Consider the following 18,088-nt stretch of genomic DNA (forward strand, 5'->3'; position numbering starts at 1 on the left):
GAGGCCGGCGCGTTTCGCGGCGCGCCAAACCTGTGCGCCGGGGACCGATTCGCGACGGACCTGGGGGGCCCGGCGCGGGCGCGTCAGCGGCGGGCGAAGGCGGCGGCCAGCTCGACATGGCCCGACCACAGGAACTGGTCGACCGGCTGCACCCATTCGAGCGCGAAGCCGCCATCGATCAGGATGCGCGCGTCGCGCGCGAAGCTGCCCGGATCGCAGCTGACCATGGCGACGCGCCGCAGACCCGAGGCGGCCAGCGCCTGGGCCTGCGCCTTCGCGCCCGCGCGCGGCGGGTCGATGACGGCGGCGTCGAAGCGGCGCAGCTCTTCGGGGGTCAGGGGGCGGCGGAACAGGTCGCGCGCCTGCGTCGTCAGCCGCCGCAGCGCCCCGCCAGCCGCGCGCCACGCCGCGTCCAGCGCCGCCAGCGCGGCGGCGTCGCTTTCCACGGCCAGAACCTCGGCCCGGCGCGACAGGGGCAGGGCGAAGGTGCCGCACCCCGCGAACAGATCGACCACGCGCCGCGCCTCGCCCAGGGCCTCGTCCACCGCCGCGCGCAGCGCCGCCTCGCCCTGCGGCGTCGCCTGCAGAAAGCCCCCCGGCGGGGGCAGGACCGGCAGGCCGTCGAAATCCTGCGCCGGCGGGCGGGCCATGAACAGCGCCTCGCCCTCGTGGCTCAGCCGCGCCCAACCCTCGCGCGCGGCGATCTCGGCCAGCCGCGCGCGCAGCGGCCCGTCCAGCGGCTTGACCTGGCGCAGATCCACGTCCAGCCCCGCATCCGAAACCGTGACCGCCAGCTTCGCCTCGCCCTTGCGCGAGGCGACCAGCGGGACCAGCGCGCGCAGCCCCTCGAGCGCGGCGACGATGCGCGGATCGGCCAGCTCGCAGGTTTCGATGGGCACGATGCGGTCCTCGGCGCGGGCGTGAAAGCCCAGCATGACGCTCTTCTTCGTGCGCCGCGCCGACAGCGTCGCGCGCCGGCGCGAGCGCGGCGGCGAGACGATGGTCTCGCGCAGCGCGACGCCGCCGATGCCGCGCGCGGCCAGCGCCTCGCGCACGCGCTCGCGCTTCCACTCGGCCAGAAAGCCGGGCGCGGCGTGCTGCAGCGCGCAGCCCCCGCATTCGCCCGCATGGGGGCAGGGCGGGGCGACGCGGTCGGGCGAGGGCGCGACGATCCGCGGCGCGATCATGCGCCCCTCGATCACCGCGCCGACGACGCGCTCGCCCGGCAGGGCGCCGGGCACGAACACGTCGCCCGCCGCGTTCACGCCGTCGCCGCGATGGCCAAGCCGCGCGACCAGCATCCCTTCGGCTTCTTCGGTCATGGTCGGGGCGTCTCCTTGACGGCGGCGATCAGGTGCTCGACCGCGCCCTCGCCGCCGCGGATGGGGCTGGTCGCCTCGCCCAGCGCGCGCCAGCCCGAGCTGCGCAGGAACTCGCGGATGCGTGCGCGCACGCGCGCATGCACGGCCGGGTCGCGCACCATGCCGCCCTTGCCGACCGCCTCGGGGCCGGCCTCGAACTGCGGCTTGATCAGCGCGACCAGCGTCGCCCCCGGCCGCGCCAGCGCCAGCGCGCAGGGCAGGGCCTTTTCCAGCGAGATGAACGACACGTCGCTGACCACCCAGTCCACCGGCGGCACGAGGCCCGGCGGGATGGCGCGCGCGTTCACGCCCTCGAGGCAGCGCACCCGCGGGTCGGCGCGCAGGCGCGGATGCAGCTGGCCGCGGCCGACGTCCAGCGCATGGACGCGCGCCGCGCCGCGCGCCAGCAGCACCTCGGTGAAGCCGCCGGTCGAGGCGCCGACGTCCAGCGCCTCGCCATGCGGGGTCAGGCCGAAGACGTCGAGCGCATGCACAAGCTTGAGCGCTGCGCGCGAGACCCACGGGCAGGGATCGGCGGCGACGCGCACCTCGTCCCCGGGGCCGACCTTGCGGGCGGGCTTGCGCTCGGGGCGGCCGTCGACCAGCACCGCGCCGGCCGCGATCAGCGCCTGCGCGCGCGCGCGGCTTTGCGCAAGGCCAAGCTCGACGAGGCGCTGGTCAAGGCGCATGGCGCGCGGCTCCTCGGCGCGCGGGGTCAGCGGCCCGCGGCCCGCGCCGCGGCGCGCGCCTCGTCGCCGCGGCCCAGCGCGCCCAGCGCCGCCGACACGATGTGCGGCGCGGTCAGCCCCGCGGCGTCATACATGCGCTCGGGGCTGTCCTGGTCGATGAACCGGTCGGGCAGGGTCAGCGTGCGGATGCGCAGCCCGCGATCCAGCGCGCCCTCGGCCGCCAGCAGGTGCAGGACATGCGCGCCGAAGCCGCCCGTCGCGCCTTCCTCGACGGTGATCAGCGCCGCGTGCTCGCGCGCAAGGCGCAGGATCAGCTCGCGGTCCAGCGGCTTGGCGAAGCGGGCGTCGGCCACGGTGCAGGGCAGGCCCATGGCGTCCAGCTCCTCGGCCGCGCGCAGGCATTCGGCCAGCCGCGCGCCAAGGCTGAGCAGCGCCACGCGCCCGCCCTCCTTGACCACGCGGCCGCGGCCGATCTCGAGCGGGGCGCCGTGCAGCGGCAGCTCGACCCCCACCCCCTCGCCGCGCGGGTAGCGGAAGGCCGAGGGCCGGTCGTCGAGCGCGCGGGCGGTGGCGACCATGTGCACCAGCTCGGCCTCGTCGGCGGCGGCCATGACGACGAAGCCCGGCAGGTTCGACAGGAAGGCCACGTCGAAGGCGCCGGCATGGGTCGGCCCGTCGGCGCCGACCAGCCCCGCGCGGTCGATGGCGAAGCGCACCGGCAGGCGCTGCACGGCCACGTCGTGCACCACCTGGTCGTAGCCGCGCTGCAGGAAGGTCGAGTAGATGGCGCAGAAGGGCCGCATGCCCGCCGCCGCCAGCCCGGCGCAGAAGGTCACGGCGTGCTGCTCGGCGATGCCGACGTCGAAGCAGCGGTCGGGAAAGCGCCCGGCGAACAGGTCCAGCCCCGTGCCGTCGGGCATGGCGGCGGTGACGGCGACGATCTTCGGGTCGCGCTCGGCCTCGTCGATCAGGGCGCGGGCGAAGACCTTGGTGTAGGAGGGCGCGTTCGAGGGCGCCTTCTTCTGCTCGCCGGTCACGACGTCGAACTTGCCGCGCGCATGGCCCTTGTCGGGGGCGTTCTCGGCCGGGGCGAAGCCCTTGCCCTTCTGGGTGACGACATGGATCAGCACCGGCCCGTCGGCGCGCGCGCGCGCGGTGCGCAGCACGGGCAGGAGCTGGCGCAGGTCGTGGCCGTCGAGCGGGCCGATGTAGGAAAAGCCCAGCTCCTCGAACAGCGTGCCGCCCACCGCCATGCCCTTGAGCATCTCCTTGGCGCGGCGCGCGCCCTCGCGGAAGGGCTCGGGCAGAAGGCCCACCGCCTGCTTGGCCGCGGCGCGCAGGTCCTGGAAGGGCGCCTCTGCGTAAAGGCGCGACAGATACGAGGACAGCGCGCCCACGGGCGGGGCGATGGACATCTCGTTGTCGTTGAGGATGACGAACAGCCGCCTGCCCAGATGGCCGGCGTTGTTGAGGGCCTCGAACGCCATGCCCGCCGACATGGCCCCGTCGCCGATCACCGCGATGGCGTCGCCCGTGTCGGCGCCCATCTCGCGCGCCATGGCAAAGCCCAGCGCGGCCGAGATCGAGGTCGAGGAATGTCCCGCGCCGAAGGGGTCGTATTCGCTTTCGGCGCGCTTGGTGAAGCCCGACAGCCCGCCGCCCATGCGCAGCGTGCGGATGCGGTCGCGCCGGCCGGTCAGGATCTTGTGCGGGTAGCACTGGTGGCCGACGTCCCAGATCAGCTTGTCGCGCGGCGTGTCGAAGACCGCGTGCAGCGCCACGGTCAGCTCGACCACGCCCAGCCCCGCCCCCAGATGCCCGCCGGTGACCGAGACGGCCGAGATCGTCTCCTGCCGCAGCTCGTGGGCAAGGCGCTCGAGCTCGGCGTCGGTCAGCGACTTGAGGTCGGCGGGCGTGCGCACGCGGTCCAGCAGCGGGGTGTGCGGTCTGTCGTGCGTGTCGGACACGGGTCGGTGCTCCTTCCTGGGCCTGGGCCTGGGCGCGGGCGCTTCCGGCCTGGGCCGCGTCAGCTGCGCCGCTCGACCGCGAAGCGCGCGGCCCCGGCCAGGGGCGCGGCCGCCGCGCCGAAGGGCGCCAGCGCCGCCTCGGCCGCCCGGGCGCGTTCTTCGGCCGCGCGGCGCGCCCCGTCAAGCCCCAGAAGCGAGACGAAGGTGGCCTTGCCCGCGGCGTCGTCCTTGCCCACGCGCTTGCCCATCTGCGCGGCGTCGCCTTCCACGTCCAATATGTCGTCGCGGATCTGAAAGGCCAGCCCGAGCGCGTCGGCATAGGCCGCCAGCGCGCGCGCCGCGTCCGCATCGCCCGCCAGAAGCGCGCCCGAGACGGCCGCGAAGCGGATCAGCGCCCCGGTCTTGAGCGCCTGCAGCCGCGTGATCTCTTCCAGCCCCAGCGGCGCGGGCGCGGTCTGGGCGGCGATGTCCAGCGCCTGCCCGCCCACCATGCCGCGCGCCCCGGCGGCCTGCGCCAGCGCCGCGCACAGCGCCGCGCGCGCCTCGGCGGGGCCGGTCTCGGGGGCGGCGAGGATCTCGAACGCCAGCGCCTGAAGCGCATCGCCCGCCAGAACGGCGGTGGCCTCGTCCCACTTCACATGAACGGTGGGGCGGCCGCGGCGCATGTCGTCGTCATCCATGCAGGGCAGGTCGTCATGCACCAGCGAATAGGCATGCACGCATTCGACCGCCGCGGCCGCGCGCAGCGCGCCTTGGCGCGGCGCGCCGCACAGCGCCGCCGATTCCAGCGCCAGAAAGGCGCGCAGCCGCTTGCCTCCGCCCAGCGCCGCCCAGCGCATGGCCTCGGCCACCGGGCCTTCGGCGGCGGCGGGCAGGAGCGCGTCGAGCGCGGCCTCGACCTCGGCCGCCGCGGCGCCCAGCCGCCGCGCGAAATCCGCGTCGGCGACCCGCGGCGCGGCGGAGGCGGGCGCGCCGTTCATTCCAGATCGACCGGCTGGGCCGACACCCCCTCGGGGCCCTCGGTGATCTGCGCCACCTTCAGCTCGGCCTCGCGCAGCTTGTCCTCGCAGCGCTTGCGCAGCTGGGCGCCGCGCTCGTAAAGGGCGATGCTTTCCTCGAGCGGCGCGTCCCCGCCCTCGAGCCGGGCCACCACCTGCTCGAGCTCGCGCATCGCCTCTTCGAAGCTCATCTCGGAAACGGGCTTTTGCGTCATTCGGGTCTCCTTCATCGGGCGCGCTGGACCAGCGCCTGCAGGTGGGCGGCGACGCCCGAAGCCAAGCCCTGAAGATCATAACCGCCTTCCAGAGTCGAGACGATGCGCGCGCCGCAGGCCTCGGCCACGTCGCAGATCTGATGGGTGATCCAGGCGAAGTCGCCCGCCTCGAGCCGCAGGTTGGACAGCGGGTCGCGCACATGCGCATCGAAGCCGGCCGAGACGATGATCAGCTCGGGGTGGTGCGAGAGGACCGCCGGCAGCAGCTTCTTCTCCCAGGCGGCGCGGAAGGCGGCGCCGCCGTCGCCCGCGCGCAGCTCGGCGTTGAACACGTTGCCCGCCCCGCGCTCGGTCTCGCGCCCGGTGCCGGGATAGAGCGGCGATTCATGCGACGAGCAGAACACCGCCCGCGGGTCGCGCTCGAGCACGTCCTGCGTGCCGTTGCCGTGATGCACGTCGAAATCCAGCACGGCGACGCGGTGCAGGTGGCGGTTGTCGAGCGCGTGCAGCGCGCCGATGGCCGCGTTCGAGAACAGGCAAAAGCCCATCGCCGCCTCGCGCTCGGCATGATGGCCGGGGGGGCGGCAGGCGACGAAGGCCGCCTTCGCCTGGCCGTCCAGCACCATGTCCACCGCCTGAACGACGCCGCCGGCGGCGTGCTCGGCCGCCTCGAGCGAGCCGGGCGACATGCTGGTGTCGGCGTCCAGCTGCGCCAGGCCCTCGGCCGGGGCCGCCTTGCGCAGGCGTTCGAGATAGGCGGGGCTGTGGGCCAGCAGCAGCTCGTGCTCTTGCGCGCGGCGCGCGGCGACGCGCGGCAGGGACGCGAATTCGGGCTGCGAGAACACCGCCTCGACGGCCTGCAGGCGCTCGGGCCGTTCGGGGTGGCCGGTCGGCGTCAGGTGCCCGGCGCTGGATTCATGGGTGACGAGGGCGACGGTCAAGCGGCGTTCCTTCTTCTGGCGCGGGTTCGCGGCGCCCGCGGGCAAGCTCCACTCTGCCCCGCGGGGCGGCGTGCGCTCAAGCCCCGGCGATCTCGATGTCCAGCCCCAGATCGAGCGTGCCCGCCCCCATGGTCAGCCGCGAGCTCGAGATGAAGTCCACCCCCGCGGCGGCGATGGCCGGCACGGTCTCGAGCGTGACGCCCCCCGAGGCCTCGAGCCGCGCCGGGCGCGGCGCCGCGCGGTTGATGGCGACGGCCTCGCGCAGGGCCTCGAGCGGGAAATTGTCCAGCAGCACCGCCTCGACCTCGGCCTCGAGCGCCTCGCGCAGCTGGGCGAGGGTGTCGACCTCGACCTCGATCGCCATCAGATGCCCCGCATAGGCGCGCGCCGCCGCCACCGCCTGCGCGACCCCGCCCGCGACGGCGATGTGGTTGTCCTTGATGAGGATGGCGTCGTCCAGCCCGAAGCGGTGATTCGCCGCGCCGCCGCAGCGCACGGCGTATTTCTCGAAGGCGCGCAGGCCCGGCGTGGTCTTGCGCGTGTCGCACACCCGCGCCCGCGTTCCCGCCGCCGCGGCGACGAAGCGCGCCGCCTGCGTCGCGATGCCCGAGAGGTGACACATGAAGTTCAGCGCCACCCGCTCGCCCGCCAGGATGGCGCGCGCCGAGCCCTCGACGCGCAGCGCCGCCTGCCCGGGGGCCAGCGCGTCGCCGTCGCGCGCCAGCGGCTCGACGCGCAGCCCGGCGCGCTGCATCTCGAAGGCGGCGCGGGCGAAATCGACGCCGCACAGCCGCCCCGCCTCGCGCGCGACGATGGCGGCGCGCGCCTGCGCATCGGGCGCGACGACGGCGCAGCTGGTCACGTCGCCCGCGCGGCCCAGATCCTCGCGCAGGGCGGCGGCGACGGCGTCCTCGACCAGGATCGCGGGCAGGGTCGCGGGGTAGGGCGTGCGGGTCATGCCGGGCCTCCTTGTGGGGTCTGGGCGCACCATGTCGCCGGCCGGTCCCCGGCGCAAGGGGGCGGCGCGCGGCGCTTGGGACCTTTGGCCTGATGCGCGAAGGCGACGCCCGCCGGCGGATGCGCCCGCGCGCGCGCCGCGCGCTTTGCCGCGCGCCGTTCATGGGTTATTCAAGAGATCCGCGCATGTTCGCGCGGATGCGTTGCGTATGTGGAAATGGCCGGGGGCTCCGGCCGGATCGAGAGAGTAGGCGTGTGAGACTCGTAACCCGAACGCTGTTCGCCGAACCGCTGACCGCGCGCGCCTTCGCGCCGTTCGGTCATGTCATCGAACCCGACCCTTCGGCGGCCGAGCGCGCCGACGAAGGCCATGCCGAGCGCTTCCGCACCGCGCCGCCGCTGCCGCTGGCCGGCGCCGCGCCGTCGGTGACGCTGCACCGCGCCCGCCGCCGTCCGCTGATCGCGCAATGGCTTCAGCGCCACCCCGCGGGGGCCGAGGCCTGCATCCCTCTGGGCGGGGCCGAGTGGCTTGTTCTGGTCGCCGAGGATGCCGAGGGGCTGCCCGGCATGGGCCGGATGCGCCTGTTCCGTTGCCGCGGCGATCAGGGGGTGCAGTTCGGCCGCGGCGTCTGGCGCCATCCGCCCATCGCCCTGGCGCGCGAGCAGGATTTCCTGATCGTCGAGCCCGACCCCGCCGCCGCCGCGCCCGAGCTGGCCGACCTGCCCGAAATCGTCGCCCTGGCGCCCTGACCCCGCCCTGACCCCGCCCTGCGCCCGCGCGCTCAGTCCGGCGCGGCAAGGCGCGGGCGCCCCGAGGCCTCGACCTCGATGACCGCCTCGACGATCACCTCGCGCCCCTCGATGACCGCGCGGCGCACGCGGCGCGCGGCGCGCAGCTCGACGGCGCCGGCGCCGGCCGCCTGGGCGTCCGCGCGCGCGGCGGCGCGCAGTTCGCGCTCGGCATGGACGCAGGCGGCCTCGAAATCGGCGAAATCGCGCGGCTCGGAGGGCAGATGCGCGCGAAAGCGGCCTTCCTCGGGGCAGGTGACGACGGCGCGCCGCGTGACCGCGACCCGCCCCGCCACGGCGCCCACGGCGTTGGCCACGTCGGCATGCTCGGGGATCAGGGCGCGCGCGCCCAGCATCTGCGCCACTTGCGGGTAATGCGCGCGCGCCGCCGCGCCCAGCCCGATCAGCGGCAGCCGAAGCGTCAGCGACGGGCGGACAAGGGCGCCGCGGCCCTCGAGCGCGGCGGCCGCCAGCGGCGAGCGCGCTGCCTCGGGCGGCAGCCCGTCCTCGGCCAGGGCGGTCTCCAGCACCGCTTCGGCCGACAGGCGGCGCAGCCGCGCCAGCGTGCGGCGGGCCGCGTCTTCGGGGCCGTCGGCCCAGGGACGCCCATCGGCGCCCCGCCGCCGCGCCATGAGCTGCGCGCCGATGCGCGCGGCCTCGGCGTCCCAGTCGGTCTGCAGCCCAAGGACATGCGCCGCGTCGGAAGGGGTGAAGGCGCACAGCCGCGCCAGCCCGCGCGCGATCAGCCGCTCGGCCGCCGCCGCCATGGGCCGCGTTGCGGTCAGCTCGGCCATCGGGGCGGGGGCCTGGGCGATGCGCGCGGCGATCCGGGCCTCGCGCGGGTCGAGCCCGGCGGGCGCGGGCGCCAGCGCGGCCAGAAAGCGGCCGTCCTCGGGATGAGGCCGCGGCGCGGCCAGCTGCGCGCGCAGCGCCGCGAGCAGCCCGGGATGCAGCCGCGCCGTCAGCGCCAGCGGCTGCGCGCGCCGCGGGCCCAGAACCAGCGTCGGCGCAAGGCCGCCATCGTCGAGCCGCGCCTCGCTGTCGCCGCCAAGCCCATGCGCCGCGATGGCCACGGCCTCGACCATCGTCGCATGCCCGCCCACCCGCGCGCCCTCGGGCGCAAGGCGCGGGCGCCCGTCGCGCAGCACGGCGATGTCGGTGGTCGTGCCGCCGATATCCGCCGCCACCGCGTCGCGCGCGCCGGTCAGGAAGGCCGCCCCGACCAGCGAGGCCGCCGGCCCCGACAGGATGGTCTCGATCGGGCGCGCGCGCGCGAAATCGGCCGAGACCAGCGCCCCGTCGCCGCGCACCGTCATCAGCGGCGCTTCGATCCCCAGCGCGCGAAGCTCGGCCTCGACCGCCGCGACGAGCCGGTCGATCAGCCCCACCAGCCGCGCGTTCAGCAAGGTGGTCAGCGCCCGCCGCGGACCGCCCACGCGCGCGCTCAGCTCGTGCGAGCACGTCGCCGCCAGCCCGGCGCGCGCCCGGATCAGCTCGCGCGCGGCCAGCTCATGCGCCGGGTTGCGCACCGAGAACTGGGCCGCGACCGCGGCGGCGCGAATCGGCCGGCCGCGCGCGCGCGCCGCGTCCAGCGCGCGCTCGAGCGCGTTGGCGAAGGCAAGGGCGTCGAAGGGCGCCGCCTCGGCGCCATGAGCGTCGTGTCCGCCGGCGGCGAAGATGACCGGGTCCGGGCCCAGCGCCGCGTCCAGCCCGTCGCGGCGCGCCGCCTCGGGCGGAAAGCCGATGAGCGCCAGCAGGGCCGGCTCGCCCTGGCCCTCGACCAGCGCGTTGGTGGCCAGCGTGGTGGACAGCGCCGCCAGGGCGATCCGGTCGGGCGCGATTCCCGCGGCGTCGAGCGCGCGGCGCGCGGCCTCGGCCACCCCGCGCGACAGGTCCGGGCGGGTCGTCAGCGCCTTGGCCTTGCCCAGCACCGCGCGCGCGGGCGGCAAGCCGTCGTCCAGCACCGCCGCGTCGGTGTAGGTTCCGCCCGTGTCCACGCCCAGCAGCAGCGCCATGGCGCTCTCCCTTCCCGGCGCCCCGCGCGCCGCCCGGGCAAACGCCTAGCGCGCCGCGGCCCGCCGCGCCAGCCCCCGCGCGGGGCGGGCCGCGGGTCTGGCCGATTGCATTCGCGGCGCAAATGGTCATATTCCGCACGCGGCCGGGCGCCGGCGGCGCGACTTCGGCGAGACAACGGACGAGGCGGCGAAGCCGATGCGGAACTATCTTGAATTCGAGAAGGGCCTGGCCGACATCGAGGGCAAGGCGGCCGAGCTGCGCGCGCTGGCGCGGTCGGACCCGCAGATGGATGTCGAGGCCGAGGCCGAGGCGCTGGACGCGCGCGCGCGCAAGCTGCTCGAGGAGCTCTACTCCGACCTCTCGGCCTGGCGCAAATGCCAGGTGGCCCGCCACCCTGAGCGGCCGCACGCGCTGGACGTGATCCAGACCCTGTTCACCGAATTCACCCCCCTGGCGGGCGACCGCAACTTCGCCGAGGACCTGGCCATCGTCGGCGGGCTGGCGCGCTTTCGCGACCAGCCGGTGGTGGTGCTGGGGCACGAGAAGGGCGCCGACACCAAGTCGCGCCTCGAGCGCAATTTCGGCATGGCGCGCCCCGAGGGCTACCGCAAGGCGGTGCGGCTGATGGACCTGGCCGACCGCTTCGGCCTGCCCGTGATCACGCTGGTGGACACCGCCGGCGCCTATCCGGGCAAGGGCGCCGAAGAGCGCGGCCAGGCCGAGGCCATCGCCCGCTCGACCGAAAAGTGCCTGTCGATCGGCGTGCCGCTGGTGTCGGTCATCATCGGCGAGGGCGGCTCGGGCGGCGCGGTGGCGCTGGCGGCGGGCGACCGGGTGGCGATGCTGGAACATTCCGTCTATTCGGTGATCTCGCCCGAGGGCTGCGCCTCGATCCTGTGGAAGGACGCCGAGAAGATGCGCGAGGCCGCCGAGGCGCTGCGCCTGACGGCGCAGGATCTCAAGAAGCTGGGCGTGATCGACCGCATCATCCCCGAGCCCCTGGGCGGCGCGCATCGCGACCGCGAGGCGGCCATCGCCGCCATCGGCGAGGCCATCGGCCAGATGCTGGACGAGCTGTCCGGCCAGCCGGCCGACGCGCTGCGCCAGGCGCGCCGGCGCAAGTATCTGGAGATGGGGCGCAAGGGACTGCACTGACCCGCGCCGCCGGCGCGATCGGCCTGCCCGCGCGGCGCCGGCGCGCCCGGCTTGCTCCTGCGCCGCTTGGCGCACTCGGCCTGTCCTGCGCGGCTTGGTGCGCTCAGCCAGACCCGCGCGGCTTGGCGCGGCGCGTGGGCGGCGCGCTCAGCGGATCCTCGGGCCAGGGGTGGCGCGGGTATCGGCCGCGCATGTCCTTGCGCACATCGGCGTAGGAGCTGCGCCAGAAGCCCGGCAGGTCGCCGGTGGTCTGCACCGGGCGGCCGGCGGGCGACAGAAGGTCCACCGTCAGCCGCACCCGCCCGCCGCCGACCGAGGGGTGCGCGTCCAGCCCGAACAGCTCTTGCAGACGCACGGCGATGGCCGGGGGCTCGCGGTCGTAGTCGATGGGCGCGCGCGTGCCGGCGGGGGTGACGAAATGGGCCGGGGCCAGGCGCTCGAGCGCCTCGCGCGCGTTCCAGTCCAGCGCCTGCTCCAGCACGCGGGCAAGGTCCAGCCGCTGCAGGTCCTCGGCCCGGCGCAGCCCTTGCAGATGGGGCGTCAGCCAGTCGTCGAGCGTGGCCAGGAGCCCCTCGTCCGACCAGTCGGGCAGCGCCGCGCCCGCCGCCGCCGCGTAGCGCACGCGCGCGCGCAGACGCCGGGCCGCCGCGCTCCATGGCAGGGCCTGGAGGCCAAGCTGGCGCACGCCCTCGGCCATGGCGGCGGCCAGCGCCTCGGGCGGCGCGTCGCTCCAGCGGCGGTCGTCCAGCGCGACGGCGCCCAGCATGCGCCGGATGCGCGCGCGCACGGCGCGCTCGCGGGGGGACCAGGCGCAGATGCGGCGCTCTTCGATCCGGTCGGCGAACAGCTCTTCGATGTCGGCGCGGGTCAGGGGGGCGGCGCGGCGAATGCGCGCCTCGCGCGGGTCGCCGTCGGCGTCGGCCACGGCCAGAAAGGGCGCCGCGGCCAGCGAATCATCCGCGGGCAGGGCGGCGCCCTTGCCCGAAACCATCAGATGCCGCACCGGCGCGCCGGGCGCCGCGCCGCCGGGCGGCGGCGGGCGGCGCATGGCGACGCGATCGGGATAGGCGCGCGCGGCCAGACGCCCCACCGCGTGGGGCTCAGGAGCGGGGCGCCGGCCCGCGGAAGGCCGCGCGCCCGCCCGCAGTCCGGCAGCCCGCATCAGGCGCCGCGCCGCCTGCCGCGGCGCGTTCAGCCGCGCCGGGTCCGCGCCATGGTCGCGCGCGCCGCGCAGCGCCTCGATGCGCAGCGTCAGATCGCAAGGCGCGCCCGGGGGCAGGGGGTCGCGCTCTTCGAGCAGGGCGGCGAGCTCGGCCGCGGCCTCGGCGTCCTCTCCGGCCTCGGCGGCGCGCAGGATCATGTGCCCCAGCCGCGGATGCGCCGGCAGCCGCGCCAGGCGGCGCCCGTGTTCGGTCGGTCTGCCCTCGGCGTCCAGCGCCTCGAGCGCGCGCAGCAGCGCCCGCGCCTCGGCCAAGGCCGGGGCCGGCGGCTGGTCGATGAAGCGCAGCTGCTCGGGCTCGGCCCCCCACAGCGCCAGCTCGAGCGCCAGCGCCGTCAGGTCCGCCTCGAGGATCTCGGCCGGCGGCTGTGCGGGCAGCGCGCCCTCTTCGCCGCGGGTCCACATGCGATAGCACACCCCCGGCTCCAGCCGCCCGGCGCGGCCTCGCCGCTGCTCGGCCTCGGCGCGCGAGACGGGCTCGGTCACGAGGCGCGACATGCCCGAGGCGGGATCGAAGCGCGCGCGCCGGGCGCGGCCCGCGTCGACGACGATGCGCACGCCCTCGATCGTCAGCGAGGTTTCGGCCACCGACGTCGCCAGAACCACCTTGCGCCGCCCCTCGGGCGCGGGTTCGAGCGCGGCGCGCTGGCGCGCGAAGGGCATCGCGCCGTGCAGCGGCCTGACCAGCGCGTCGGCGGGCAGGCGCGGCGCAAGCAGGCGCTCGACGCGGGCGATCTCGGCCGCCCCGGGCAGAAAGACCAGGGCGCTGCCGCGCTCTTCGGACAGGGCGCGCAGGATCAGCTCGGCGGCGGCCTCCTCGAAGCGGGGGCCGCGGCGGTCGGGGCGCCGCCAGGGGCGCTCGAGCCAGCGGGTCTCGACCGGAAACATGCGCCCCTCGGCGCGGATGCGCGCGGCCCCGCCCATGGCCTGCGCCAGGCGCGCGCCCTCGAGCGTGGCCGACATGGTGATGATGCGCAGATCCTCGCGCAGCGCCTCCTGCGCCTCGAGCGCCAGGGCAAGGCCCAGATCGGCGTTGAGCGAGCGTTCATGAATCTCGTCGAAGATGATCGCGGAAACGCCGCTCATCTCCGGGTCGTCCTGCAGCATCCGCGTCAGGATCCCCTCGGTCACGACCTCGATGCGGCAGTCGGGGCCGATGCGCGTCTCGCCGCGAATGCGCCAACCCACGCGCGCGCCGGGCGCCTCGCCCAACAGGGCGGCGATGCGCTCGGCCGCGGCGCGGGCCGCGACGCGCCGGGGCTGCAGCATGACGATGCGCCCCAGGGCCCAGGGCTGGCCAAGCAGGGCGGGGGGAACCAGCGTCGTCTTGCCCGCGCCGGGCGGGGCCTCGAAAACGGCGCGGCTGCCCTCGCGCAAGGCGTCCAGCAGCGCGGGCAGCGCGGCGCGCGCGGGCAGGTCGGGCAGGCGGGCGATGTCGTGCGCAAGCGGCGTCATGGCGCAACGCCTAGCGCGGCCGCGCGCGGGCGCCAAGGCGCGTCAGTCGCGGCGCAGCGCCACCAGAAGGCCCCAGCCCGTATCGACCGTCACGCGGCGCAGCCTGGCCGCGCCGGTCGGCTGGTCCTCGAAGTCCAGGCTGAAGGCGATGTCGGGCGATTTCATGTCCTTGGGCCGATAGCCGGCGACGCGCTTGAAGCGGCCGTGGCAGCGCAGCTCGCCCGAATCGCGCCGCGTCGGCGGCCCCAGCGTGATCTGCGCGCGCCGGCGGCCGTCGAAAATGTCCAGCGAGCGCGGGCAGATGTTGGCGATGGGAGCCGGGCGCAGCACCGTGGCCGCCGCCGAGAGCGGATCCAGCACGCCGATCTGCACCGCCGGGTCGATCTCGTAGGGCTTCGGCTTGAAGGGCGGATCGGCCTTGACCTCGCGCGGGGCGAGGGGGCCGAACGCGATCTCGACCTGCTGGCGCTTGCCGCCGAAATCGCCGACGGCGCGAAAGGCCTCGGGTTTCGGCGCGGGCGCCAGCGCGCCTTGCGCCTGCGCGTCATAGGCGGCGTCGTAGAATGCGCCGACGATCCCGGCCGTGACGGCGCGCGAGGCGACGCTGTAGCGCCGTCCGTCTTCGCTCAGCATGACGCTGACCTCGCCGGCGCGAATGCCGCCGAAATGCACGTCGAAGCGCGCCGCCACGCTTGCCTCGGGCGCTGCTGCGGCGGGCGCGGCGCGCGGCGCGGGGGCCGCGATCGCCAGCGCGGCCGCCGCAAGGGCCGCCGCATGGCGCCGCACGGGGATCGATGGACGCCGCGTCATGCGCTTCTCCTCGGCTGCGGGGTTCTGCGGCGTTTACTTATGCGCTACAGAGCCGGTGTCCAGACCGCCGTCGCAGAGGAAGCCGATGACCGAGCCCCGCCCGACCGCAGATTCCGAAGCCCTTGCCGACGAGCTGGCGTCCAGACTGGAGGCCGGCGACCGGCGCGCCCTGGCGCGTGCGATCACGCTGGTGGAGTCGACCCGCGCCGATCACCGGCGCGCGGCGCTGGCGTTGGTCTCGCGCCTCTATCCCAAGGCGGGAAGCGCCATGCGGATAGGGCTGTCGGGCACGCCCGGGGTCGGCAAGTCGACCTTCATCGAAAGCTTCGGCATGATGCTGGTCGAGAGGGGGCTGAAAGTGGCGGTCCTCGCGGTCGATCCGTCGTCGGCCCGCACCGGGGGGTCGATTCTGGGCGACAAGACGCGGATGGAAAGGCTTTCGCGCCGGCCCGAGGCGTTCATCCGGCCTTCGCCCAGCCGGGCCGAGCTGGGCGGGGTGGCGCGTCGAACGCGCGAGACGATCCTGCTTTGCGAGGCCGCGGGCTTCGACGTGGTGCTGGTCGAGACCGTCGGCGTGGGGCAGTCCGAGACGATGGTCGCCGACATGACCGACATCTTCGCGCTGCTTCTGGCGCCTGGCGGCGGCGATGAGCTTCAGGGGGTCAAGCGCGGCATCATGGAGATCTGCGATCTGATCCTTGTGAACAAGGCCGACGGAGACCTTCGAGCCGCGGCCGAGCGCACCCGCGCCGACTATGCCGGCGCGCTTCGCCTGATGCGCCGCCGTCCGCAGGACCCCGAGGGCTTTCCCAAGGCCATGGCGGTTTCCGCGCTCAGAGCCGACGGTTTGGCCGAAGTCTGGGCCGAGATGACGGCCCTGTTCGAGTGGCGGCGCAGCGCGGGCGTTCTCGAGGCGCGCAGGCGCGAGCAGGCCGTGGGCTGGATGTGGCAGGAGATCCGCGCCGGGCTGTTCGAGCGCTTTGCGTCGTCGCCGCGGGTTTCGGCGCGGATGCCCGGGCTCGAGCGGGAGGTCGCCGAGGGCCGGCTTCCGCCCGAGGTCGCGGCGACGGCGGCGCTGGACCTGTTCGGCGCGGCGACGCCGGGCGGCTAGGCCGCCCGGGTTCTGCGCGCATCGCTCCTCTTTCCGGCGTGGGCGGCAAGCATCCGCGGCTTGTAGCCGATGCGCAGCCCGCCCCAATGGCGGCCATGGACGTAGATCGGCGCGCTCACATCCTTCATCGCGACGTAGTTTCCGCCACCCATGTCGCGGCGGTAGGCCTGAAGAAGGTGGGGCGCCGTCGAGCGTCCCGCGGCCAGGCCGACGCGATCGTTGAAGAAGCGACGGTTGCGCGCATTGGCCGCGTTCCAGACCGGATCGTCTCCGGGGGTCTTGGAGAACTTCCGGTTGTGGGTCGGCAGATAGCCGTCGCGGTTCACGGCCGCGCAGAACACCACGCCATCGTCGATCTCGAGCGCGCTCTCCAGGATGGGCGGCAGGACCTCGTCCGTGAAGCGGGTGAAGGGCGCCATGTATTGCGCGGGCTCGACGCCGGGGATGCGCTCGTAGCTGTCCGAGAAAAGCTCCTCCATGGTGATCTTGCCGGCGCGCACGCCCTCTTCGAACGCCTTCGAGACCAGCGCCGCGCGCTGTTCGACCTCGCGCGCCATCTCTTCGTCGTCGAGGCGGAACCGCGCGAGCTGATCCTGCAGCGCGGCGGTGACGGCGTCGAGATCGCGCGCGGCTTCCTCCGAGCGCCGCGACAGCGTTGCGCCTTCGCGCGCCGTCTTGCGCAGGGTCGAAAACTCGGTCTGCACCGCCTCGATCGCCTGCCGTTGCCTGTCGCAGGCCGAAAGGATGCCGTGAGTGGCGTTTTCCGAGGCGCGGGCGCCTTCCATGACGCGATCGAGAACGGCGGAGCATTCGTTGACCTGGCGGGCGCAGTCGTCGACCGCTTCGTTCGACCGGCCGACGATGGCCTTGATGTCCGCGGCCGCCTTGGCGGAGCGGTTCGCCAGGGCCTGCACCTCGGCGCTGACGACGGCGAAGCCGCGGCCCGCATCGCCGGCGCGCGCCGCTTCGACGGCGGCGTTGATGGCGAGCAGGTTCGTCTGCTGGGCGATGGCGTTGATGTCGTCGAGGAACCGCGCGATCTCGCGCGAGTTGCCCACGAGGCGGGTGATCGCAGCCTCGGCTTCGGCGGCGACGTCCTTGCCCGACGCGGCGATTTCCGAGACCTTGCGCGTTTCCTCGACCACGGCGGCGACCGCCGCGTTCACGCCGTCGACCTCGCGCGAGACGCTGTTGACCGCGCCGTCGGCGCCTTCGAGCGCGCGGGTTTGCGAATCGACGTTGGCAAGGATGTCCGCCGCGGTATCGCGGATGGCGGCGCTTTGGACATGCATGGCGTCGACAGAGCGCAGCGCGCCCTGCACGATGTCGCGAAGCCCTTCCCGAATGGCGTTGACGCCTTCCTTGAGGCGCTTGAGGTCGCCGGAATACTCGCCATTGGCGGGGGTCGAGAGATCGCCGATCGCCATCAGCTCGCACAAGGCGAGGATTTCGTCGATGGCGACCTGGGCGGAGGCGAGCCCGGCGTTCACGGTCTTCGCGACCGAATCGCCTGGGTGTTCGGGCATGCGGGCGGTCAGGTCGCCGGCGCCGAAGCGATCGAAGCAAAGCTTGAACGCCTCGCGCCGGGCCGCGGCGTCGCGCTCGCGCTGGTCGATGATCGCCTGTCGCTCGGCCTCGGCCGCGGCCTCGGCCTCGGTCGGCGGCGCCGCTTCGGACTCGGCCTCGGCCGGCGGGCGCCGGAGTCCTTTCCACAGGGATGCTCCCGCCCCGAGGGCCGAGAGCGCAGCGGCGCCGACCGCCGCGGGAAGGCCGCCCCCGAGCGCGGCGGCGGCGCCAAGCGCGCCGACGGTCGCGAACAGGGCTGCGGCGTGGCCGGGACCCGGCCCTGATGTCATGCCAAGCTGCTTCATGCGCGCAGGTTGCGCGCAAACGGTTGATACGTCGTAAATGCGTTCGAGGCCGGGTCCGGTTGACCTTCCGGCGCGAAGGGCTTATAGACGCGGCTCCGAATTCGCCGCGTTCGCCTGGGCGGCGCGCACCTTCACGTTCTGGAATCGAGGTCGAAGCTATGTCTCGTCGTTGCGAGCTGACCGGCAAGGGTGTTCTGACCGGCAACCGCGTCAGCCACTCGAACATCAAGACCCGCCGCCGCTATCTGCCCAACCTCAACGAGGTGACGCTGATGAGCGAGGCGCTCGGGCGCGCCTTCAAGTTCCGCATCGCCGCCTCGGCGCTGCGCACGGTCGATCACCGCGGGGGGCTCGACGCCTTCCTCATCAAGGCGCGCGACGAGGAGCTGTCGCCGCGGGCGCTCAAGGTCAAGCGCGAGATCGAAAAGGCTCAGGCTTCGGCCTGATGCGCCGATTCGCATCGCGAACGGGGCCGTCGCGGGGACGCGGCGGCCCCGTTGCGCTGCGCGGATGCGCCTCATTCCCCGCCCGCGG

Annotated in this window: 15 protein-coding genes; 4 read left to right on the forward strand and 11 right to left on the reverse strand. The window is 74.9% G+C overall.

Features of this window, described 5'->3' with window-relative positions; all coding sequences use genetic code 11:
- Positions 1–83 precede the first annotated feature (83 nt).
- The 7 genes from BMW67_RS09615 to nadC form a co-directional block, all read right to left on the reverse strand.
- Positions 84–1,301, reverse strand: coding sequence for a class I SAM-dependent RNA methyltransferase (locus tag BMW67_RS09615; protein ID WP_072747435.1), 1,218 nt, complete (start codon positions 1,299–1,301; stop codon positions 84–86).
- 17 nt (positions 1,302–1,318) lie between these two features.
- Positions 1,319–2,050 (reverse strand): TlyA family RNA methyltransferase, encoded by a 732-nt coding sequence (locus BMW67_RS09620; RefSeq protein WP_072747317.1) that lies wholly within the window; start codon positions 2,048–2,050, stop codon positions 1,319–1,321.
- A gap of 26 nt (positions 2,051–2,076) precedes the next feature.
- Complete coding sequence (gene dxs, locus BMW67_RS09625; RefSeq protein WP_072747318.1) at positions 2,077–4,017, reverse strand: 1-deoxy-D-xylulose-5-phosphate synthase; 1,941 nt, start codon at positions 4,015–4,017, stop codon at positions 2,077–2,079.
- Positions 4,018–4,076: 59 nt separating this feature from the next.
- Complete coding sequence (locus tag BMW67_RS09630) at positions 4,077–4,997, reverse strand: polyprenyl synthetase family protein (RefSeq protein WP_072747319.1); 921 nt, start codon at positions 4,995–4,997, stop codon at positions 4,077–4,079.
- On the reverse strand, positions 4,994–5,230 hold the full coding sequence (locus BMW67_RS09635) for an exodeoxyribonuclease VII small subunit (RefSeq protein WP_072747320.1): 237 nt from the start codon (positions 5,228–5,230) through the stop codon (positions 4,994–4,996). Before BMW67_RS09635 ends, BMW67_RS09630 begins: the two co-directional genes overlap by 4 nt.
- An 11-nt stretch (positions 5,231–5,241) precedes the next feature.
- Positions 5,242–6,171 carry a histone deacetylase family protein gene (locus BMW67_RS09640; protein WP_072747321.1) on the reverse strand — a complete coding sequence of 310 codons (930 nt, stop codon included), beginning with the start codon at positions 6,169–6,171 and terminating at the stop codon, positions 5,242–5,244.
- Positions 6,172–6,247: 76 nt separating this feature from the next.
- Positions 6,248–7,129, reverse strand: a complete 882-nt coding sequence (gene nadC, locus BMW67_RS09645) for a carboxylating nicotinate-nucleotide diphosphorylase (protein ID WP_072747322.1) — start codon at positions 7,127–7,129, stop codon at positions 6,248–6,250.
- Between the two features lie 254 nt (positions 7,130–7,383).
- Here nadC and BMW67_RS09650 point away from each other — a divergent pair, with 254 nt between their 5' ends.
- A complete protein-coding gene (locus BMW67_RS09650; RefSeq protein WP_170258913.1) occupies positions 7,384–7,878 on the forward strand; it encodes an ureidoglycolate lyase in 495 nt (164 codons plus the stop codon).
- Positions 7,879–7,910: 32 nt separating this feature from the next.
- Here BMW67_RS09650 and BMW67_RS09655 read toward each other — a convergent pair whose 3' ends face one another.
- Entirely contained in the window at positions 7,911–9,932 is a 2,022-nt protein-coding gene (locus BMW67_RS09655; RefSeq protein WP_072747323.1) for a hydantoinase/oxoprolinase N-terminal domain-containing protein, read from the reverse strand.
- A 196-nt stretch (positions 9,933–10,128) separates the two neighbouring features.
- Between BMW67_RS09655 and BMW67_RS09660 the strand changes: the two genes are divergently transcribed.
- Positions 10,129–11,088 carry an acetyl-CoA carboxylase carboxyltransferase subunit alpha gene (locus BMW67_RS09660; RefSeq protein WP_072747324.1) on the forward strand — a complete coding sequence of 320 codons (960 nt, stop codon included), beginning with the start codon at positions 10,129–10,131 and terminating at the stop codon, positions 11,086–11,088.
- A gap of 103 nt (positions 11,089–11,191) precedes the next feature.
- Here the strand turns inward: BMW67_RS09660 and hrpB are convergent, their stop codons facing one another.
- On the reverse strand, positions 11,192–13,762 hold the full coding sequence (gene hrpB / locus BMW67_RS09665; protein WP_072747325.1) for an ATP-dependent helicase HrpB: 2,571 nt from the start codon (positions 13,760–13,762) through the stop codon (positions 11,192–11,194).
- 42 nt (positions 13,763–13,804) lie between these two features.
- Positions 13,805–14,572, reverse strand: coding sequence for a DUF3108 domain-containing protein (locus BMW67_RS09670; RefSeq protein ID WP_072747326.1), 768 nt, complete (start codon positions 14,570–14,572; stop codon positions 13,805–13,807).
- Between the two features lie 85 nt (positions 14,573–14,657).
- Between BMW67_RS09670 and meaB the strand changes: the two genes are divergently transcribed.
- On the forward strand, positions 14,658–15,683 hold the full coding sequence (gene meaB / locus BMW67_RS09675) for a methylmalonyl Co-A mutase-associated GTPase MeaB (protein ID WP_072747327.1): 1,026 nt from the start codon (positions 14,658–14,660) through the stop codon (positions 15,681–15,683).
- Here meaB and BMW67_RS09680 read toward each other — a convergent pair.
- Complete coding sequence (locus tag BMW67_RS09680; protein WP_072747328.1) at positions 15,680–17,539, reverse strand: methyl-accepting chemotaxis protein; 1,860 nt, start codon at positions 17,537–17,539, stop codon at positions 15,680–15,682. The genes meaB and BMW67_RS09680 overlap by 4 nt on opposite strands.
- 173 nt (positions 17,540–17,712) lie before the next feature.
- Between BMW67_RS09680 and rpmB the strand changes: the two genes are divergently transcribed.
- Entirely contained in the window at positions 17,713–18,000 is a 288-nt protein-coding gene (rpmB, locus tag BMW67_RS09685; protein ID WP_072747329.1) for a 50S ribosomal protein L28, read from the forward strand.
- Positions 18,001–18,088 lie beyond the last annotated feature (88 nt).

Origin of the sequence: Oceanicella actignis (assembly GCF_900111545.1) — a bacterium.
Taxonomy (GTDB): Bacteria; Pseudomonadota; Alphaproteobacteria; order Rhodobacterales; family Rhodobacteraceae; genus Oceanicella; species Oceanicella actignis.

Excerpts from the sequence above, each read along its gene's own strand:
- BMW67_RS09615 (WP_072747435.1), bottom strand. The coding sequence starts at position 1,301 with ATGCTGGTCGCGCGGCTTGGCCATCGCGGCGACGGCGTGAACGCGGCG.
- BMW67_RS09620 (WP_072747317.1), bottom strand. The coding sequence starts at position 2,050 with ATGCGCCTTGACCAGCGCCTCGTCGAGCTTGGCCTTGCGCAAAGCCGC.
- BMW67_RS09630 (WP_072747319.1), bottom strand. The coding sequence starts at position 4,997 with ATGAACGGCGCGCCCGCCTCCGCCGCGCCGCGGGTCGCCGACGCGGAT.
- BMW67_RS09635 (WP_072747320.1), bottom strand. The coding sequence starts at position 5,230 with ATGACGCAAAAGCCCGTTTCCGAGATGAGCTTCGAAGAGGCGATGCGC.
- nadC (WP_072747322.1), bottom strand. The coding sequence starts at position 7,129 with ATGACCCGCACGCCCTACCCCGCGACCCTGCCCGCGATCCTGGTCGAG.
- BMW67_RS09655 (WP_072747323.1), bottom strand. The coding sequence starts at position 9,932 with ATGGCGCTGCTGCTGGGCGTGGACACGGGCGGAACCTACACCGACGCG.
- BMW67_RS09660 (WP_072747324.1), top strand. The coding sequence starts at position 10,129 with ATGCGGAACTATCTTGAATTCGAGAAGGGCCTGGCCGACATCGAGGGC.
- hrpB (WP_072747325.1), bottom strand. The coding sequence starts at position 13,762 with ATGACGCCGCTTGCGCACGACATCGCCCGCCTGCCCGACCTGCCCGCG.
- BMW67_RS09670 (WP_072747326.1), bottom strand. The coding sequence starts at position 14,572 with ATGACGCGGCGTCCATCGATCCCCGTGCGGCGCCATGCGGCGGCCCTT.
- meaB (WP_072747327.1), top strand. The coding sequence starts at position 14,658 with ATGACCGAGCCCCGCCCGACCGCAGATTCCGAAGCCCTTGCCGACGAG.
- BMW67_RS09680 (WP_072747328.1), bottom strand. The coding sequence starts at position 17,539 with ATGACATCAGGGCCGGGTCCCGGCCACGCCGCAGCCCTGTTCGCGACC.
- rpmB (WP_072747329.1), top strand. The coding sequence starts at position 17,713 with ATGTCTCGTCGTTGCGAGCTGACCGGCAAGGGTGTTCTGACCGGCAAC.